The 13,484-nt window shown below is 61.6% G+C and carries 16 protein-coding genes and 1 pseudogene; 10 read left to right on the top strand and 7 right to left on the bottom strand.

Annotated features, from left to right (window positions below; genetic code table 11):
- A pseudogene (locus EOA22_RS38735) lies at window positions 1–93 on the bottom strand (peptidase); the annotation flags it as partial.
- A gap of 501 nt (window positions 94–594) precedes the next feature.
- Here EOA22_RS38735 and EOA22_RS09650 point away from each other — a divergent pair.
- From EOA22_RS09650 to EOA22_RS09640, 3 genes are all read left to right on the top strand, one after another.
- Entirely contained in the window at window positions 595–807 is a 213-nt protein-coding gene (locus tag EOA22_RS09650) for a cold-shock protein (protein WP_006202520.1), read from the top strand.
- A gap of 320 nt (window positions 808–1,127) precedes the next feature.
- Window positions 1,128–1,340: a cold-shock protein gene (locus EOA22_RS09645; protein WP_013530020.1), complete on the top strand. Its 213-nt coding sequence runs from the start codon at window positions 1,128–1,130 to the stop codon at window positions 1,338–1,340.
- A 183-nt stretch (window positions 1,341–1,523) separates the two neighbouring features.
- Entirely contained in the window at window positions 1,524–1,955 is a 432-nt protein-coding gene (locus tag EOA22_RS09640; protein WP_013530019.1) for a BA14K family protein, read from the top strand.
- A 127-nt stretch (window positions 1,956–2,082) separates the two neighbouring features.
- Here the strand turns inward: EOA22_RS09640 and EOA22_RS09635 are convergent, their stop codons facing one another.
- From EOA22_RS09635 to EOA22_RS09625, 3 genes are all read right to left on the bottom strand, one after another.
- Window positions 2,083–2,721 (bottom strand): MBL fold metallo-hydrolase, encoded by a 639-nt coding sequence (locus tag EOA22_RS09635; protein WP_063168837.1) that lies wholly within the window; start codon window positions 2,719–2,721, stop codon window positions 2,083–2,085.
- A 137-nt stretch (window positions 2,722–2,858) separates the two neighbouring features.
- The gene (locus EOA22_RS09630) at window positions 2,859–3,176 is read right to left on the bottom strand and encodes a hypothetical protein (RefSeq protein ID WP_013530017.1); all 318 of its coding nucleotides are present in this window, start codon (window positions 3,174–3,176) and stop codon (window positions 2,859–2,861) included.
- A 145-nt stretch (window positions 3,177–3,321) separates the two neighbouring features.
- The gene (locus EOA22_RS09625) at window positions 3,322–4,215 is read right to left on the bottom strand and encodes a branched-chain amino acid aminotransferase (RefSeq protein WP_013530016.1); all 894 of its coding nucleotides are present in this window, start codon (window positions 4,213–4,215) and stop codon (window positions 3,322–3,324) included.
- Window positions 4,216–4,461: 246 nt separating this feature from the next.
- Between EOA22_RS09625 and EOA22_RS09620 the strand changes: the two genes are divergently transcribed.
- The 5 genes from EOA22_RS09620 (at window position 4,462) to EOA22_RS09600 (ending at window position 10,191) form a co-directional block, all read left to right on the top strand.
- The gene (locus EOA22_RS09620) at window positions 4,462–4,995 is read left to right on the top strand and encodes a MarR family transcriptional regulator (protein WP_024505623.1); all 534 of its coding nucleotides are present in this window, start codon (window positions 4,462–4,464) and stop codon (window positions 4,993–4,995) included.
- Window positions 4,982–5,701 carry a response regulator transcription factor gene (locus EOA22_RS09615; protein ID WP_013530014.1) on the top strand — a complete coding sequence of 240 codons (720 nt, stop codon included), beginning with the start codon at window positions 4,982–4,984 and terminating at the stop codon, window positions 5,699–5,701. The genes EOA22_RS09620 and EOA22_RS09615 overlap by 14 nt, the downstream gene beginning before the upstream one ends.
- A 49-nt stretch (window positions 5,702–5,750) precedes the next feature.
- A complete protein-coding gene (locus EOA22_RS09610; RefSeq protein ID WP_013530013.1) occupies window positions 5,751–7,166 on the top strand; it encodes an ATP-binding protein in 1,416 nt (471 codons plus the stop codon).
- A gap of 220 nt (window positions 7,167–7,386) precedes the next feature.
- Window positions 7,387–8,409, top strand: coding sequence for a glycosyltransferase family 1 protein (locus EOA22_RS09605; protein WP_013530012.1), 1,023 nt, complete (start codon window positions 7,387–7,389; stop codon window positions 8,407–8,409).
- 207 nt (window positions 8,410–8,616) lie between these two features.
- Complete coding sequence (locus EOA22_RS09600; protein WP_063168838.1) at window positions 8,617–10,191, top strand: hypothetical protein; 1,575 nt, start codon at window positions 8,617–8,619, stop codon at window positions 10,189–10,191.
- Window positions 10,192–10,306: 115 nt separating this feature from the next.
- Here EOA22_RS09600 and EOA22_RS09595 read toward each other — a convergent pair whose 3' ends face one another.
- The 3 genes from EOA22_RS09595 to EOA22_RS09585 all read right to left on the bottom strand — a co-directional run bounded on the left by EOA22_RS09595 (window position 10,307) and on the right by EOA22_RS09585 (window position 11,841).
- Complete coding sequence (locus tag EOA22_RS09595; RefSeq protein WP_063168839.1) at window positions 10,307–10,666, bottom strand: tRNA-binding protein; 360 nt, start codon at window positions 10,664–10,666, stop codon at window positions 10,307–10,309.
- Window positions 10,667–10,693: 27 nt separating this feature from the next.
- Entirely contained in the window at window positions 10,694–11,194 is a 501-nt protein-coding gene (locus EOA22_RS09590; protein ID WP_013530009.1) for a YbjN domain-containing protein, read from the bottom strand.
- Between the two features lie 344 nt (window positions 11,195–11,538).
- Window positions 11,539–11,841 (bottom strand): accessory factor UbiK family protein, encoded by a 303-nt coding sequence (locus EOA22_RS09585; RefSeq protein WP_063168840.1) that lies wholly within the window; start codon window positions 11,839–11,841, stop codon window positions 11,539–11,541.
- A gap of 169 nt (window positions 11,842–12,010) precedes the next feature.
- Here EOA22_RS09585 and lgt point away from each other — a divergent pair, with 169 nt between their 5' ends.
- A complete protein-coding gene (gene lgt / locus EOA22_RS09580; RefSeq protein ID WP_027162149.1) occupies window positions 12,011–12,865 on the top strand; it encodes a prolipoprotein diacylglyceryl transferase in 855 nt (284 codons plus the stop codon).
- The coding region (locus tag EOA22_RS09575; RefSeq protein WP_206521274.1) for an SAM-dependent methyltransferase at window positions 12,862–13,484 on the top strand (623 nt) is incomplete at its 3' end. The genes lgt and EOA22_RS09575, both read left to right, overlap by 4 nt.

Genomic DNA, 13,484 nt, shown 5'->3' with positions numbered 1-13,484 from the left:
GTCATCGACGACGACGGTGCAGGCGGCAAGAAGTGCCGACAGCAACAGGATGACAAAACCCTGCCGCGAAAAGATTGCCGCCAGATATTTCATGATGATCTCCCACGATCGCGTCCCCGGTTGCCGATCCTCGCCATTCCCTTGCCAAATGCAACCCCCGTTTGCAGCCCTTTCAGTCGGAAACGCGCTGGGGCTGTAGGCGGCGTCGACCTCCTCGGCCACCTCGACATCTGGCCCATTCGTGGCCCGGTTCTGGCCGATGACCCGGCCGGCAAGCAAGCCTATGCCGAGCCCATCGATGCTCAGGTCAGTCGATTGATGCGTCGGGACGCGCCAGTACGGCGGCCCGCGGCGGTATCTTGCAACCATCACGTTTCCGTGCGATAAATTCCGTGTTCGGGCATTTGCGACCCGGAGAGCGGAACGTTTTGGACGACCTTTCCCCGATACTGTGAATCTCTGACGGCCCCGTTTTCGGCGGGGGGTTTGACCATGCGCCAATGCATGACTGCCGAAGCAACCACCGGGAACTGCCCTTTGCGCCAGGCGGCGGGCGGGACCACCAAAGACTGAACGGGTGAAGGAGTTTCCCCAATGGCCCAGACCGGCACCGTTAAATTCTTCAACGCGACCAAAGGCTTCGGTTTCATCACGCCCGATGGTGGCGCCAAGGATGTGTTCGTCCATATCTCCGCGATCGAAGCTTCCGGCTTGCGCACGCTCGTTGATGGCCAGAAGGTCACCTTCGACGTCGAGCCGGACCGCATGGGCAAGGGCCCCAAGGCCGTCAACCTCCGCGCAGCCTGAGCCATCGGCGCGCCGCATGTCACTTAGACGTGCGACGGAGGCTCCATGCCTGCACCTGGCCTGGAGAGGGATCTGAATTTTGAAAGGCGCGGCGATCTTCGTCGCGCCTTTTCCTTATCGAAGGCGCGGGCCAGTGATGTCGCCCAAGCGGCCGGGTTCTGGGCAACGACTTGCATAAAAACAAAGACCCGAAGCATGCCGCAACGTGCTTTAGACGCCCGCAAAACTTTCTCTTGCCGATGACGCTAAAATAAAGGACAAATTTCCACTCGGGCATTTGCCGGCCCGAGACTGGAGTTTATGGGACAAAGGAGCTTCCCATGCCGCAGACCGGCACCGTCAAATTCTTCAATCATGCCAAGGGCTTCGGCTTCATCACGCCCGATGATGGCGCGAAGGATGTTTTCGTCCATATTTCAGCTGTGCAGGCGTCCGGTCTTCCCGGCCTCGAGGATGGGCAGAAAGTGTCGTTCGATACCGAGCCGGATAAGCGCGGCAAGGGTCCCAAGGCCGTCAACCTGTCGGTCGGCTGAGCCGGCTTCGAACCGGCGCTCCCGGGCAGATCGCTCCCTTGAGAGCCTGTGATTTTTGACGTCCGTTTTGAATAAACACGTTAAAATCCGTTCAGCCCCCGTTCAGCCACGGTCGCATATTAGTCTTCGGTAAAGCCGGACCGCATCCCCGAAACTGCACGGGCCGGAACGAAGGAGACCGACATGAACCGAATTTTCAAAACCGCCGTCCTGGCCGCTGCCGTGGCCGCCACCACGCTCACGGCCTTGCCCGCCGCCAATGCGCGCGACTGGCGCCGTCATCATGGCCATCATGGCAATGGCGATGCCATTGCCGCCGGCGTGCTCGGCCTCGCGGCCGGGGCGCTGATCGGTGGCGCATTGGCCAATGACCGCCCGCCGCCCGACGCTGACCGCTACTACGATGACGGTTACTACGATCGTGACGTCGTGGTGCGCCCGGCCCCGGTCCGCCGCTATTATGCGGAGCCGCGGGTGGTCTACGCCAATCGTTATGCCGAACCGTGGACGCGTGACTGGTACGAATATTGCTCGGACCGCTACCGCAGCTTCAATTCCCGTACCGGCACGTTCACCGGCAATGACGGCGAACAGCATTTCTGCACTGCCAACTAACCAAGGGCTTCCCTGCCCCAAAACAGAAAAGCGCTGACCGCAAGGCCAGCGCTTTTTTGTTGTGGTCTCTACAATGTCAACGGTCTGCTTGAGGCTGATGAAAAACAGCTACGGTTCCGAGCCTGGTTCAAGTCAAAAAAGGATTGGTCCGCCTCTCCTCGCCAAAACGTCCGCCGGCACCGTGGCCACAGATGAAGCCGATGTCGTCGCCGAGCGGCAGGAGCTTGTCCTTGATCGAAGCGATCAGCGCCGTGTGGTCGCCGCCCGGCAGGTCGGTGCGGCCGACCGAGCCGCGGAACAGCACGTCGCCGACATGGGCGAACTTGGCTGCGCGGTTGTAGTAGACGACGTGACCGGGCGCATGGCCGGGGCAGTGCAGCACCTCGAACACATGGCCGCCGAACGACACGGTCTCGCCTTCGGCCAGGAACCGGTCGGGCACGCAGTTGCGCGCTCCGGCGATGCCGTAGCGCTTGCCCTGGTTTTCCAGATTGTCGAGCAGCGACTTGTCGGCCTCATGCGGACCGATGATCTCGACGCCGAGCGCCTCCTTCAACTCCATTGCACCGCCGGCATGGTCGATGTGGCCATGCGTTATCCAGATAGCTCCGGCTGAGATCGCATTGTCCTTCAGCACCGCCAGTACCTTGTCGATATCGCCGCCCGGATCGACGACGACGCCATGCTTGTCATCCATGTCGAACAGGATGGTGCAATTCTGCTGGAACGGTGTGACCGGCACGATGCCGGCATTGAGCTGACCCATGATCGTCCTTTCGATGTTCACGGGTGATGTAGAGGCGCGGACAAAGGGCGTCCACCCTCGAAAGACGAACAGTCAGTAGCCCCAAAACGGAAATGGGCGGCCGAAGCCGCCCATTTGAAAAGACCGAAACGGCCTGCTTACTTCTTCATGGCGCCCATGACCGCGCCGAGAATGGCGGTCAGGATCGCGCCGCCGCCGGCGCCGCCGACGATGTTCTGCAGGTTCAGCGCGCTGCCGAGACCGCTCGTTGCTGCTGCCGCAGCCGCCGGATCGACCGCACCGCCACCCAGCAGGCTGCCGAGGATCGCCGCACCACCGACGCCGCCAATGGCTCCGCCCAGGATTTTGGGAAGCTGACCCATCGCCGCCGTCTTGAGCGCCGCACCGACCGCCTGACCACCGATGATGCCAGTAATCACCTGTATGATGATCGGAAGAAGCGTGTTCATGTCCATATGATTAGTCCCTCCATAGCTGTCAGCCTCCCGGGCCGACACCATCATGAGACGCCGAATTGGACGAAAGTCAAATGCAGAAACGCTGAAATAAAAGGGGCGGCCCGAAAACCGCCCCTACTTCCTAAAAAAGCTGTGACTTTCGTTATTCTGCGGCGATCGCGTGCTTGGGCTGAACGGCCGCAGAATAGTCATTCATAAGATTCTTGGCTATTTCGCCGACCTCGAATCGGTAAGGCCCGATCTCCGAAACCGGCGTCACTTCCGCTGCCGTCCCGGTCAGGAAGCACTGCTCGAAGCTTTCCAGCTCTTCCGGCAGGATGGCGCGTTCAATCACCTCAAGGCCGCGATCCTTGGCCAGCCCGATGACCGTGCGGCGGGTGATGCCGTCGAGGAAGCAGTCGGGCTTGGGTGTGTGGATCTTGCCGTCCTTGACGAAGAAGATGTTGGCTCCGGTCGCTTCGGCGACCTGGCCACGCCAGTCGAGCATCATGGCATCGGCATAGCCCTTGGCCTCGGCGGCGTGCTTGGACATGGTGCAGATCATGTAGAGCCCGGCGGCCTTCGACTTGGAAGGCGCGGTGCGCGGGTCGGGCCGGCGCCATTCCGCCACATCGAGACGGATGCCTTTCAGCTTCTGCGCAGGATCGAAATAGCTTGGCCATTGCCAGATGGCGATGGCGCAGTTGATGCGGTTGTTCTGCGCCGAGACGCCCATCTGCTCACTGCCGCGCCAGGCGATCGGCCGGACATAGGCGTCCTGGAAACCCTGCTTCTTGAGAAGCGTGGAAGAGGCGTCGTTGAGCTCGGCCACCGAATAGGGGATCTTGAAACCGAGCAGGCGTGCCGATTCATGCAGGCGCTCGGTGTGTTCGTTGAGCTTGAAGATCTCGCCGCCATAGGCGCGCTCTCCCTCGAAAACAGCGCTGGCGTAATGCAGCCCGTGCGTCAGCACATGGATCTTGGCGTCACCCCATTGGACGAATTCGCCGTTCATCCAGATGAAGCCATCGAGTTGATCGAAGGGAACGGATGCCATGGTAACCTCCCACGGGCGGCAGCCCGGATAGTTGTATCGTTGTGTGTTTCGTGTCGGCCGCCCAAAGCGGCTTTTATGGTGGAGCGTAGGCGGATAATTGCGCTCTGGCAAACTTAGGAAATTCCGGAAAAACCGGCTTCCCTTGCCTTTTCGTTCGCAATCCGCCCAAAAGCTTGTCAAAAATTACCATTGCAGGGAAATTACGTCAATAGTACTGACATAATCTCTCTTTCCCACGGAGAAATAATGACGGATCGAAGCCCAGCCGCCGGAAAACCGATCAGGACCGCAATGTCGGTCGAGGACGGCATCGACTTCGCCATCATCGAGCTGCTCTTCTTTGCCTATCGCGACTTCACCTCCGATCCGGACCAGATCCTGGCCGATTACGGCTTCGGCCGGGCCCACCACCGGGTGCTGCATTTCGTCAACCGCAGGCCGGGCCTGACGGTCGCCGAACTGCTCGACGTGCTGAAGATCACCAAGCAGAGCCTGGCCCGTGTGCTCAAGCAACTGATCGACACCGACCATATCGTGCAGTTGCAAGGTCCGCGCGACCGCCGCCAGCGCGAACTTTATCCGACAGCCAAAGGCCGTGCGCTGGCGCTGGCGCTGGCGCGGCCACAGTCGCGCCGCATCCATGCTGCATTGGGGGATTCCGGAGTAACCGAACGGACCTTGGTGGAACGGTTCCTCGAAGCGATGGTCAATCCGGAACTGAGGGCGCAGATCGACGTTGGGTCCGCAAAAATGTCAGGGAAAAGCCATGGAGAGCACTGAACGGGTCGATCACGCGGCCGCGCCGGACGACGACGCGCCGCATCTGCTTGTCGTCGACGACGACACCCGCATCCGCAATCTTCTCAAGCAGTATCTGACCGAAAATGGCTTTCGCGTCACCGTTGCCGGCAATGCCGGCGAAGCCAGGCGCAAGCTTGCCGGCCTCGACTTCGACCTTCTGGTGCTGGACGTCATGATGCCCGGCGAGACGGGCGTCGACCTGACCAAGTCGCTGCGGGCCGAAAAGAACGTACCGATCCTGATGCTCACAGCGCTGTCGGAGACCGACAGCCGCATCTCAGGGCTGGAGGCTGGCGCCGACGACTATCTGCCAAAGCCGTTCGATCCGCGCGAGCTGATCCTGCGCATCAACAACATCCTGCGCCGCGGTGGCCCGGCGACCACGCCCAAGGTCGAGCAGTTGGTCTTCGGCCCCTACACGTTCCAGATCGCCCGGCGCGAATTGAAGCGTGGCGGCGAGGCGTTGAAGCTGACCGATCGCGAGCAGGAGATCCTGGCGATCTTCGCCGCGCGGGCGGGCGAGACGATACCCCGCCACGAGCTTGTCGGCGACGATTCGGAAGTCGGCGAGCGCACCATCGACGTCCAGATCAACCGGCTGCGCCGCAAGATCGAGCGCGATCCGTCCAATCCGGTCTGGCTCCAGACCGTACGCGGTATTGGGTATCGGCTCAGCGTGGAATAGAATGCCGCCTGCGGCCGGCTGAACGGCTGCGGGCAAGCGAAAAGAGCGAATGGCAACCACGGAACTGGAACAGCCGGGCAATGGCGGCTTGAGCGCACGCGCTGCGCGGACGCTGAAGGCGGTGCCGCGCGCCTGGAACCGCTTCTGGCGCCTCGTCTCGCTCTATATGCCCAAGCGGCTCTATGCCCGCTCGCTGATCATCGTCATCGCGCCGATGATCCTGCTGCAATCGGTCGTCGCCTTCGTCTTCATGGAACGTCACTGGGCAACCGTGACGCAGCGCCTGTCGCAGGCCACCGTGCGCGACATCGCCGCCATCATCGACCTGATCGAGACCTATCCGCGCGATGCCGACTACACCAACATAATCCGCATCGCCCAGGACCGCATGCAGCTGAAGGTCGACCTCTTGCCGCCCGACCCACTCCCCGCGCCCGGTCCAAAGCCGTTTTTCTCGATTTTGGATGATGTTCTCTCGTCCGAGATCACCCGCCAGATCAACCGCCCGTTCTGGATCGACACGGTCGGCAACTCCAACATCGTCGAGGTACGCGTGCAGCTCGAGGGCAAGGTGCTGCGCGTCTTCGTGCGCCGCAGCCAGGCCTATGCCTCTAACACCCACATCTTCCTGATCTGGATGGTCGGCACCTCGCTGGTGCTGTTGATGATCGCCATTCCCTTCCTGCGCAACCAGATCCGGCCGATCCTGATGCTTGCCGAAGCCGCCGAAAGCTTTGGCAAGGGCCGGCCGATGCCGCGCGATTTCCGGCCGCGCGGCGCCGAGGAGGTTCGCCGCGCCGGCTTTGCCTTCATGCAGATGCGCGAGCGCATCGAACGCCAGATCGAACAGCGCACCGCCATGCTGACCGGCGTCAGCCATGACCTCAGAACCATCCTCACTCGCTTCAAGCTGCAGCTGGCGCTTTCCGGCGGCAAGGCCGAGACCAAGGCAGCGCTCGACCAGGACATCGACGACATGCAGTCGATGCTCGAAGGCTATCTGTCCTTTGCCCGCGGCGAAGCTTCGGAAGACGCCGGACGGTTCGATCTCGAGGCCTATTTCGAAAAGCTCGACGAGGAAGCCAGGCTGCGCAAGCGTAAGCTGTCGACGACGCTTGCCGGCGATCACGATGTGCATGTGCGGCCCAATGCCTTTGCCCGGCTGATGTCCAACGTCATCGGCAACGCCTTCCGCTATGCCAAGACGGTGGAGGTCAACGCCACCCATGGCCGCGGCTCGCTGCTGGTCACCATCGACGACGATGGTCCGGGCATTCCCGCCGATCGACGCGAAGACGTGTTCAAGCCTTTCGTGCGGCTCGACGAGGCCCGCAACCTCGATGCCAGCGGCACCGGGCTCGGCCTGTCGATCGCCCGCGACATCGCCCGCTCCCATGGCGGCGACATCACTCTTGAAGACAGCCCGCTCGGCGGACTGCGCGCCATCATCAAGGTTCCGGCATAACCGGGCACGATTGCGAAAAGTGGAAACGGCTTCATCCGCCCGTCATGAAACCATGATCAAGAGCGCGCATGAAGCGCGCGACCTCAATTGATTCGGCCTTGCCGCCTCACTTCGACCCCGTACCTGTCCGGGTGCGCTGGAGCGAAGCGAGAGCAGCAGGCTGGTCGCCGTTCCGGCATCGTCTCAAGGCAACCGTCGACCTTTCAAGCAAAGGGCCGCCATGCGCATACTGATGGTCACCGATGCCTGGCGCCCGCAGGTCAACGGCGTCGTCCACACGCTGGAGCGGCTCACCGAGACGCTGAAGTCCTTCGACGTCGCGGTGGATTTCCTGACGCCCAATATCTTTCGCACCCTGCCCTTGCCGACCTATCCCGACATCAGGCTGGCGCTGACCACGCCCGGCCATGTCGCGCGCCTGATCGACGCCGGCAAGGCCGACCACATCCACATCGTCACCGAAGGACCGCTGGGCATCATGGCGCGGCGCTATTGCCGCAATGCCGGCCGTCCATTCACCACCAGCTATCACACGCGCTTCCCCGAATATCTCAGCGCCCGCCTGCCGGTGCCGGAAAGCTGGGCCTATCGCTGGCTGCGCGATTTCCATAATTCCGGCCAGGGCACGCTGGTCGCCACCCAGTCGCTCGCCGACGACCTTTCCGCGCGCGGCTTCACCAAGCTGCGGCCATGGACGCGCGGCGTCGACACCGACCATTTCCGCCCGGACAGGAAGAAGGACCTCGGCTTCCCCGGCCCGATCTTCCTCTGCGTCGGCCGCGTCGCCATCGAAAAGAACCTGGGTGCTTTCCTCGACCTCGACCTGCCCGGCAGCAAGGTGATCGTCGGCGAAGGCCCCGAGCTTGCCAGGCTGAAGGCGAAATATCCGCAAGCGCATTTCCTCGGCCATCGCCCAAACGACGAACTGGCCGAGATCTATGCGTCGGCCGACGTCTTCGTCTTCCCGAGCCGCACCGACACGTTCGGCAACGTCATCATCGAGGCACTGGCCAGCGGCACGCCGGTTGCCGCCTATCCGGTGACCGGGCCGATCGACATTGTCGGCGATGGTTTTGGCGGCGCGGTCTCCAACGATTTGCGCGAGGCCTCACTCGCCGCGCTCAACGTCGACCGTGCCGAAGCCCGCGAACGCGCCATGCGCTATAGCTGGAAGGCCTGTGCGGAAATGTTCCTCGATACGGTCGAGGAAGCACTGGGCACACGGCGAAAGCTGGCGGCCTGATCGTGCTTTTCGTTATCCAAGGGCGAAGCTGACACACCGCCACGGATGACAAAGCGCGGCGACGCACAATCAACCGTTAGTCTGCCACGGCACCTTGTTTCAAAGGGATGGTTCGGCGTGACGTATTGTGCGACTTCGGAGCCATGACCAAGTCAGATTGATAATTGTCGGCGACTCAAAATTTACCATTTCTACCTACATTGTGGCATGCTCGAAGCAACAGCCAGCAACAAAATCAACAGTTACACGAGCCATTTCATCAGGCCAGAAGGTATCTTGCTGATAGTTCTGCTGGTGGTGGCTTTCTTGCCCGTACTGCTCGTCGACATACCCGCTATGGCAGACTATCCAAATCATCTCGCAAGAATGTCGATCCTGATGCGCGCCGGTACGCCCGAAGCCCATCCCTACTATGAAGCCGCGTGGGCACCCTACCCTAATCTAGCCATGGATCTCGTCGTCCCGTTCGCTGGGCGCTTGATCGGGATCGAGCTGGCATCAAAGCTTTTCTATCTAGTCTCGCAAATGCTGGTCGTCAGCGGGGCAATGGCCGTCGGAGCGGCCGCACAGGGGCGTGTGATCCTCAGCGGCTTCGTCGCTTCGCTCTTCCTCTACGCCATGCCTTTCGCTTTCGGATTCGTGAATTTTGAATTTGGACTCGGGATCGTTCTTTGGTCCATCGCGGTTTGGATTTGGCTTGCGGAAAGACCTTTGCCGCTGCGCCTTGCGATCCACGCCGTCTTCGTCGTGGTTCTGTATATCTCTCACCTATTTGCCCTCGGCCTGTATGGCATTGTGGTGGGGCTGTACGAACTCTCCCGCTGGCCAGACCATATTGAGAATTGGAAACGCACGATCTTGCTGGTTGCCGGAATGGCTGCTCCGGTCGTCGCAGTTGGCGCCCTGGCGCTCGCCTACGGCGGCAAAGTGGGTGGCGAAGGAACCGAATGGGCCCTGTCGGCGAAATTGTTGGCGCTGGTTCAAGTCAACGGCTTCAGCAGATACACTTCCTCAGCCGTGACCGTGGTGCTGGTCATTCTCAGTTACCTTGCGGTGAAGCACAGGATGGTGGCGGTCTCTCGCGTCGGCTGCTGGATAGGCTTTGGGCTCTTGTGCCTGTTCATTCTCATGCCGTTTCGCGTTGCGGACACGGCCTTTGTCGACGGGCGCGTCCTTCTGGCGCTTGTTCTGATCCTGCCAGCCTTCGTCACGATCAAGCGTCCGCAAGGCTCGCGTGGAACACTTCTCGTCGCGCTGGCGTTTGGCGCCGGGCTTGCAAACAGTGGCATCGCGATCTGGGCCCAATTGTCGTGCCGCGGCGAATATCGTGCCCTTATGACCGCGTTCGACGCCATTCCAATGGGTTCGCGAATCCTTACCGGCCAGAATGGCCTCCCAGACGACCCGCCAACGAATCTGCTCCTTTATCCAATGTACAATGCTGCCGCGTTGGCTGTAGTCACACGCAATGCACTGATGCCAACGCTGTTCACCTATCCGGGAAAACAGCCGGTGAGGCCCCGGCCGGAAGTGGCAAACCTGACCGTACCGCAAGGCGGGCCTATCCCGATGTCTGAGCTGGAGGCCTACGCCGCCGGTGCTTTACCACCGGTCGAGGCAGCGTATGCAGCGCATTGGACCCGTGACTTTGACTATCTGCTGGTAATCGCGCCGGAGCGCAGCCCGCCACGACACGGCAACCTTGAATTAATCGCCGAAGGCAAACAGTTCAAATTTTACAGAATAAGGAAATTGGTCGACGCGGACAGGAAAAGCGGATGATGTCCACGCGCGACACTCCTGTCACGACATGGCATGAAATTCATGCTGAAGCATCTGCCGAAAGGATTATCAATCCATCCCGGTTCGCGGGGGATTCCGATCCCCAGTTGAGACCCTAAAACAACCGCCCGCCATCCGGCACCTTACGCTCGATCGCGCCGAGCACCACGGCGCCCTCTTCGTCGGGAAAGCCGAGAGTGAGCACTTCCGACATGAATGGACCGATCTGGCGCGGCGGGAAATTGACCACCGCGAACACCTGCCGGCCGATCAGCGTCTCCGGTGTATAGTATTTGGTGATCTGCGCCGACGATTTCTTGATACCGATGCCGGCGCCGAAATCGATCTTCAGCTTGAACGCGGGCTTGCGCGCCTCGGGAAACGGCTCGGCCTCGACGATCGTGCCGCCGCGGATGTCGACACGATCGAAATCGGCAAAACTGATCTCGGGCTTGCGCTCGGTGTTCGAACTCATCTTGGTCTTGTCTGCCTTAACGGGGACTCAGGCGTTGCCGTAGGTCTCGAACAGCACACCGGCCAGGGCATCCTTGGCCGAGGTTCCCGACCAGACGACGAACTGGAATGCCTGGAAATAGCATTCGCAGGCTTCCAGCGCCGACGACAGCAACACTTCGACCTGCTGGCTCGACGGCTCGACCCCGCCGGCCAGCAGCAGCGACTGGCGGAACATGATCGCGCCCTCCTGCTCCCAGAGGTCGAAATGGCCAAACAGCATCTGCTCGTTGATCAGCGACAAGAGCCGCATCACTTCCAGCGTGCGGGTCTCCGGCACCTTGATATCGAAGGCGCAGGCCAGGTGCAGCGCCTCGAAATCCTCCATCCACGAAAAGGAGACGTGATAGTCGGTCCAGCTTCCGGCAACCGAGATCGAAATCTCGTCGTCGCCGGCCCGCTCGAAAGACCAGTCGTTGTTGTGGGCCACCTGCTCGATAACATCCACCGGATGGATTTCGCGGGAGAATTCGAGTTCGAGAAGTTCCATGGAATGCTTCCTGTCGTTCTGTACGAGCGCCGCCACACGCTCCGCGGGAGGGCACACACAACGAACAATCTTGTCTAGAACTCGGACGGCCAGGACTTTCCTCGCGCAAAGACGACTTCTCGACGCAAAGACCCCAGACCGGACCCCACCGCCCGGTCGCATGATCCTGCTCCGAATCATGCAACAAATTCAGTCTATTGATCGGGAGTCGCGTGAACAGCCCAATTTTTCGCACTGCGTCATTCGCATGTGGAAAGCCGCTGTCACAAAGATTCATGCAATGCCGTTAAGCGATTCACGGCAAAGCGCTTTTCAGGATCGGGCTATGTGGAAAAGTTTAACGATTATTTTTTTGTGCGCGGCTTGGCGGCCGTCGCTGATGTGGCGTCGCCGGCCAGTTCTGCAAGCTTCGCCTCGAGCGCCTCGATGCGGGCGGCAAGGCGGGTGTTTTCTTCCCGCGCCTTGGCGGCCATCTCGCGCGCGGCTTCGAACTCTTCGCGCTGCACCACGTCCATCGTGTTGAGAATGCGCTCGGCCTGCCCCTTGAAGGCGGTCTCCACCTCACGGCGCACGCCCTGGGCGGCGCCGGCGGCGTCGGTCATCAGCTTGGCGAATTCATCGAGAATGCGGTTCGGTCCGGTCGACATGGCAAATCCTCGCGCTTGCACAAAATTGACGTAGTGGCGCCGCGCGTCGAATGCAAGCTTGTTGCACCTTGCTGCGGCATCAAGTCGAGTGCGCCCACCTTGCCTTGACCCTGCCAAAACCCTGCCGCATGGTCCGCGCCGAAACACGTTCGCAATCGAGAGTTCCCCGTTGAACGAATATTTCCTGCTGCCGCTGGCCTCCCTGCCCTTCCCCAACATCAACCCGATCCTCATCCAGATCGGGCCGCTGGCGGTGCACTGGTATGGCGTCGGCTATATCGTCGGCATCCTGTTCGCCTGGTGGTATGCCAAGCGGCTCGCCGCCAATGCCAGGCTGTGGCCGAACGGCGTCCTGCCGATGAAGCCGGAGGATCTCGACGATTTCATCGTCTGGGCGGCCATCGGCGTCGTGCTCGGAGGCCGCACCGGCTATGTGCTCTTCTATGATCTGGCGCGCTACATCGCGCACCCGCTCGATATCTTCGCCGTGTGGCAGGGCGGCATGTCGTTCCATGGCGGCCTGCTCGGCGTCATCCTCGCCATGACGCTGTTTTCCATCAAGCGCGGCATCCGCACCTGGTCGCTGTTCGATGTCGTGGCGGCCGGCGTGCCGGTCGGCCTTGGCCTGGTGCGCGTCGCCAACTTCATCAATTCCGAGCTGTGGGGCCGGCCAACCGACGTGCCCTGGGCGTTCGAATTCCCCAATGGCGGGCCGTTTGCCCGTCATCCGAGCCAGCTTTACGAGGCGCTTCTGGAGGGCGTGGTGCTGTTCCTCGTGCTGCGCATCCTCACCCATTCGCGCCTTAAGCTGAAGACGCCGCGCTTCGTCGGCGGCGCCTTCATCTGCGGCTACGGCCTGTCGCGTATCTTCGTCGAGTTCTTCCGCGAACCCGACCAGCAGCTCGGCTATCTCCTCGGCACCAACTGGTTGACCATGGGCATGATCCTGTCGTCGCCGATGGTGTTGGCCGGCATCTGGGCGATGCTGACCGCCAAGCCGGTGGCACAGCCGCAGCCGGCATGACACGGCTGAAGACCCGCATCGTCGACCTGATCGAGGCCCTGGGGCCGCTTCCCGTCAACGAGTACATGGCGCTGTGCCTGTTCGACCCGGCGGACGGCTACTACACGACGCGCGAGCCCTTTGGTGCGGGCGGCGACTTCATCACCGCGCCGGAAATCAGCCAGATGTTCGGCGAACTGGTCGCCGTGTGGCTTTATCAAGCCTGGCTGGCGGGCGGCCGGTCGCGGTCGGCCACCATCGCCGAGATCGGACCCGGCCGCGGCACGCTGATGAAGGACATGCTGCGCACGCTGTCGCGGCTCGATCCTGACCTGGCCAACGGCGCCACCTTCGCCATGATCGAGACAAGCCCGCGCCTGACCGAGGTGCAAAAAAAGACGCTTGGCGTCACACCCTTCGCGGTTGGCTGGCACGAAACCATCGAGACCTTGCCGCAACAATCGCTGTTCATCGTCGGCAACGAACTGTTCGACGCCGTTCCCATCCGCCAGTTCATCCGCGCCGGCGCCGGCTGGCGCGAGCGCATGGTCGGCCTCGACGAGACCAACGACCTTTGCTTCTTCGCCGGCGCCGGCTCGGTCGACCCGACGCTCCTGCCCGCCGATGCCGCCCACGCCCC

It is taken from the genome of Mesorhizobium sp. M7A.F.Ca.US.014.04.1.1 (genome assembly GCF_003998745.1).
In the GTDB taxonomy this organism is placed as follows: Bacteria; Pseudomonadota; Alphaproteobacteria; order Rhizobiales; family Rhizobiaceae; genus Mesorhizobium; species Mesorhizobium ciceri.
The sequence above is the reverse complement of the archived record's forward strand: the minus strand, read 5'-3'. Positions and strand labels throughout refer to the sequence as shown.

What these genes read in the sequence shown, in the direction of transcription:
- EOA22_RS09650 (WP_006202520.1), top strand. Translation starts at nt 595, where the DNA reads ATGGCCCAGACCGGCACCGTTAAATTCTTCAACGCGACCAAAGGCTTC.
- EOA22_RS09625 (WP_013530016.1), bottom strand. Translation starts at nt 4,215, where the DNA reads ATGGCATCCGTTCCCTTCGATCAACTCGATGGCTTCATCTGGATGAAC.
- EOA22_RS09620 (WP_024505623.1), top strand. Translation starts at nt 4,462, where the DNA reads ATGACGGATCGAAGCCCAGCCGCCGGAAAACCGATCAGGACCGCAATG.
- EOA22_RS09615 (WP_013530014.1), top strand. Translation starts at nt 4,982, where the DNA reads ATGGAGAGCACTGAACGGGTCGATCACGCGGCCGCGCCGGACGACGAC.
- EOA22_RS09605 (WP_013530012.1), top strand. Translation starts at nt 7,387, where the DNA reads ATGCGCATACTGATGGTCACCGATGCCTGGCGCCCGCAGGTCAACGGC.
- EOA22_RS09590 (WP_013530009.1), bottom strand. Translation starts at nt 11,194, where the DNA reads ATGGAACTTCTCGAACTCGAATTCTCCCGCGAAATCCATCCGGTGGAT.
- EOA22_RS09640 (WP_013530019.1), top strand. Translation starts at nt 1,524, where the DNA reads ATGAACCGAATTTTCAAAACCGCCGTCCTGGCCGCTGCCGTGGCCGCC.
- EOA22_RS09585 (WP_063168840.1), bottom strand. Translation starts at nt 11,841, where the DNA reads ATGTCGACCGGACCGAACCGCATTCTCGATGAATTCGCCAAGCTGATG.
- EOA22_RS09635 (WP_063168837.1), bottom strand. Translation starts at nt 2,721, where the DNA reads ATGGGTCAGCTCAATGCCGGCATCGTGCCGGTCACACCGTTCCAGCAG.
- EOA22_RS09645 (WP_013530020.1), top strand. Translation starts at nt 1,128, where the DNA reads ATGCCGCAGACCGGCACCGTCAAATTCTTCAATCATGCCAAGGGCTTC.
- EOA22_RS09610 (WP_013530013.1), top strand. Translation starts at nt 5,751, where the DNA reads ATGGCAACCACGGAACTGGAACAGCCGGGCAATGGCGGCTTGAGCGCA.
- EOA22_RS09595 (WP_063168839.1), bottom strand. Translation starts at nt 10,666, where the DNA reads ATGAGTTCGAACACCGAGCGCAAGCCCGAGATCAGTTTTGCCGATTTC.
- EOA22_RS09630 (WP_013530017.1), bottom strand. Translation starts at nt 3,176, where the DNA reads ATGGACATGAACACGCTTCTTCCGATCATCATACAGGTGATTACTGGC.
- EOA22_RS09600 (WP_063168838.1), top strand. Translation starts at nt 8,617, where the DNA reads ATGCTCGAAGCAACAGCCAGCAACAAAATCAACAGTTACACGAGCCAT.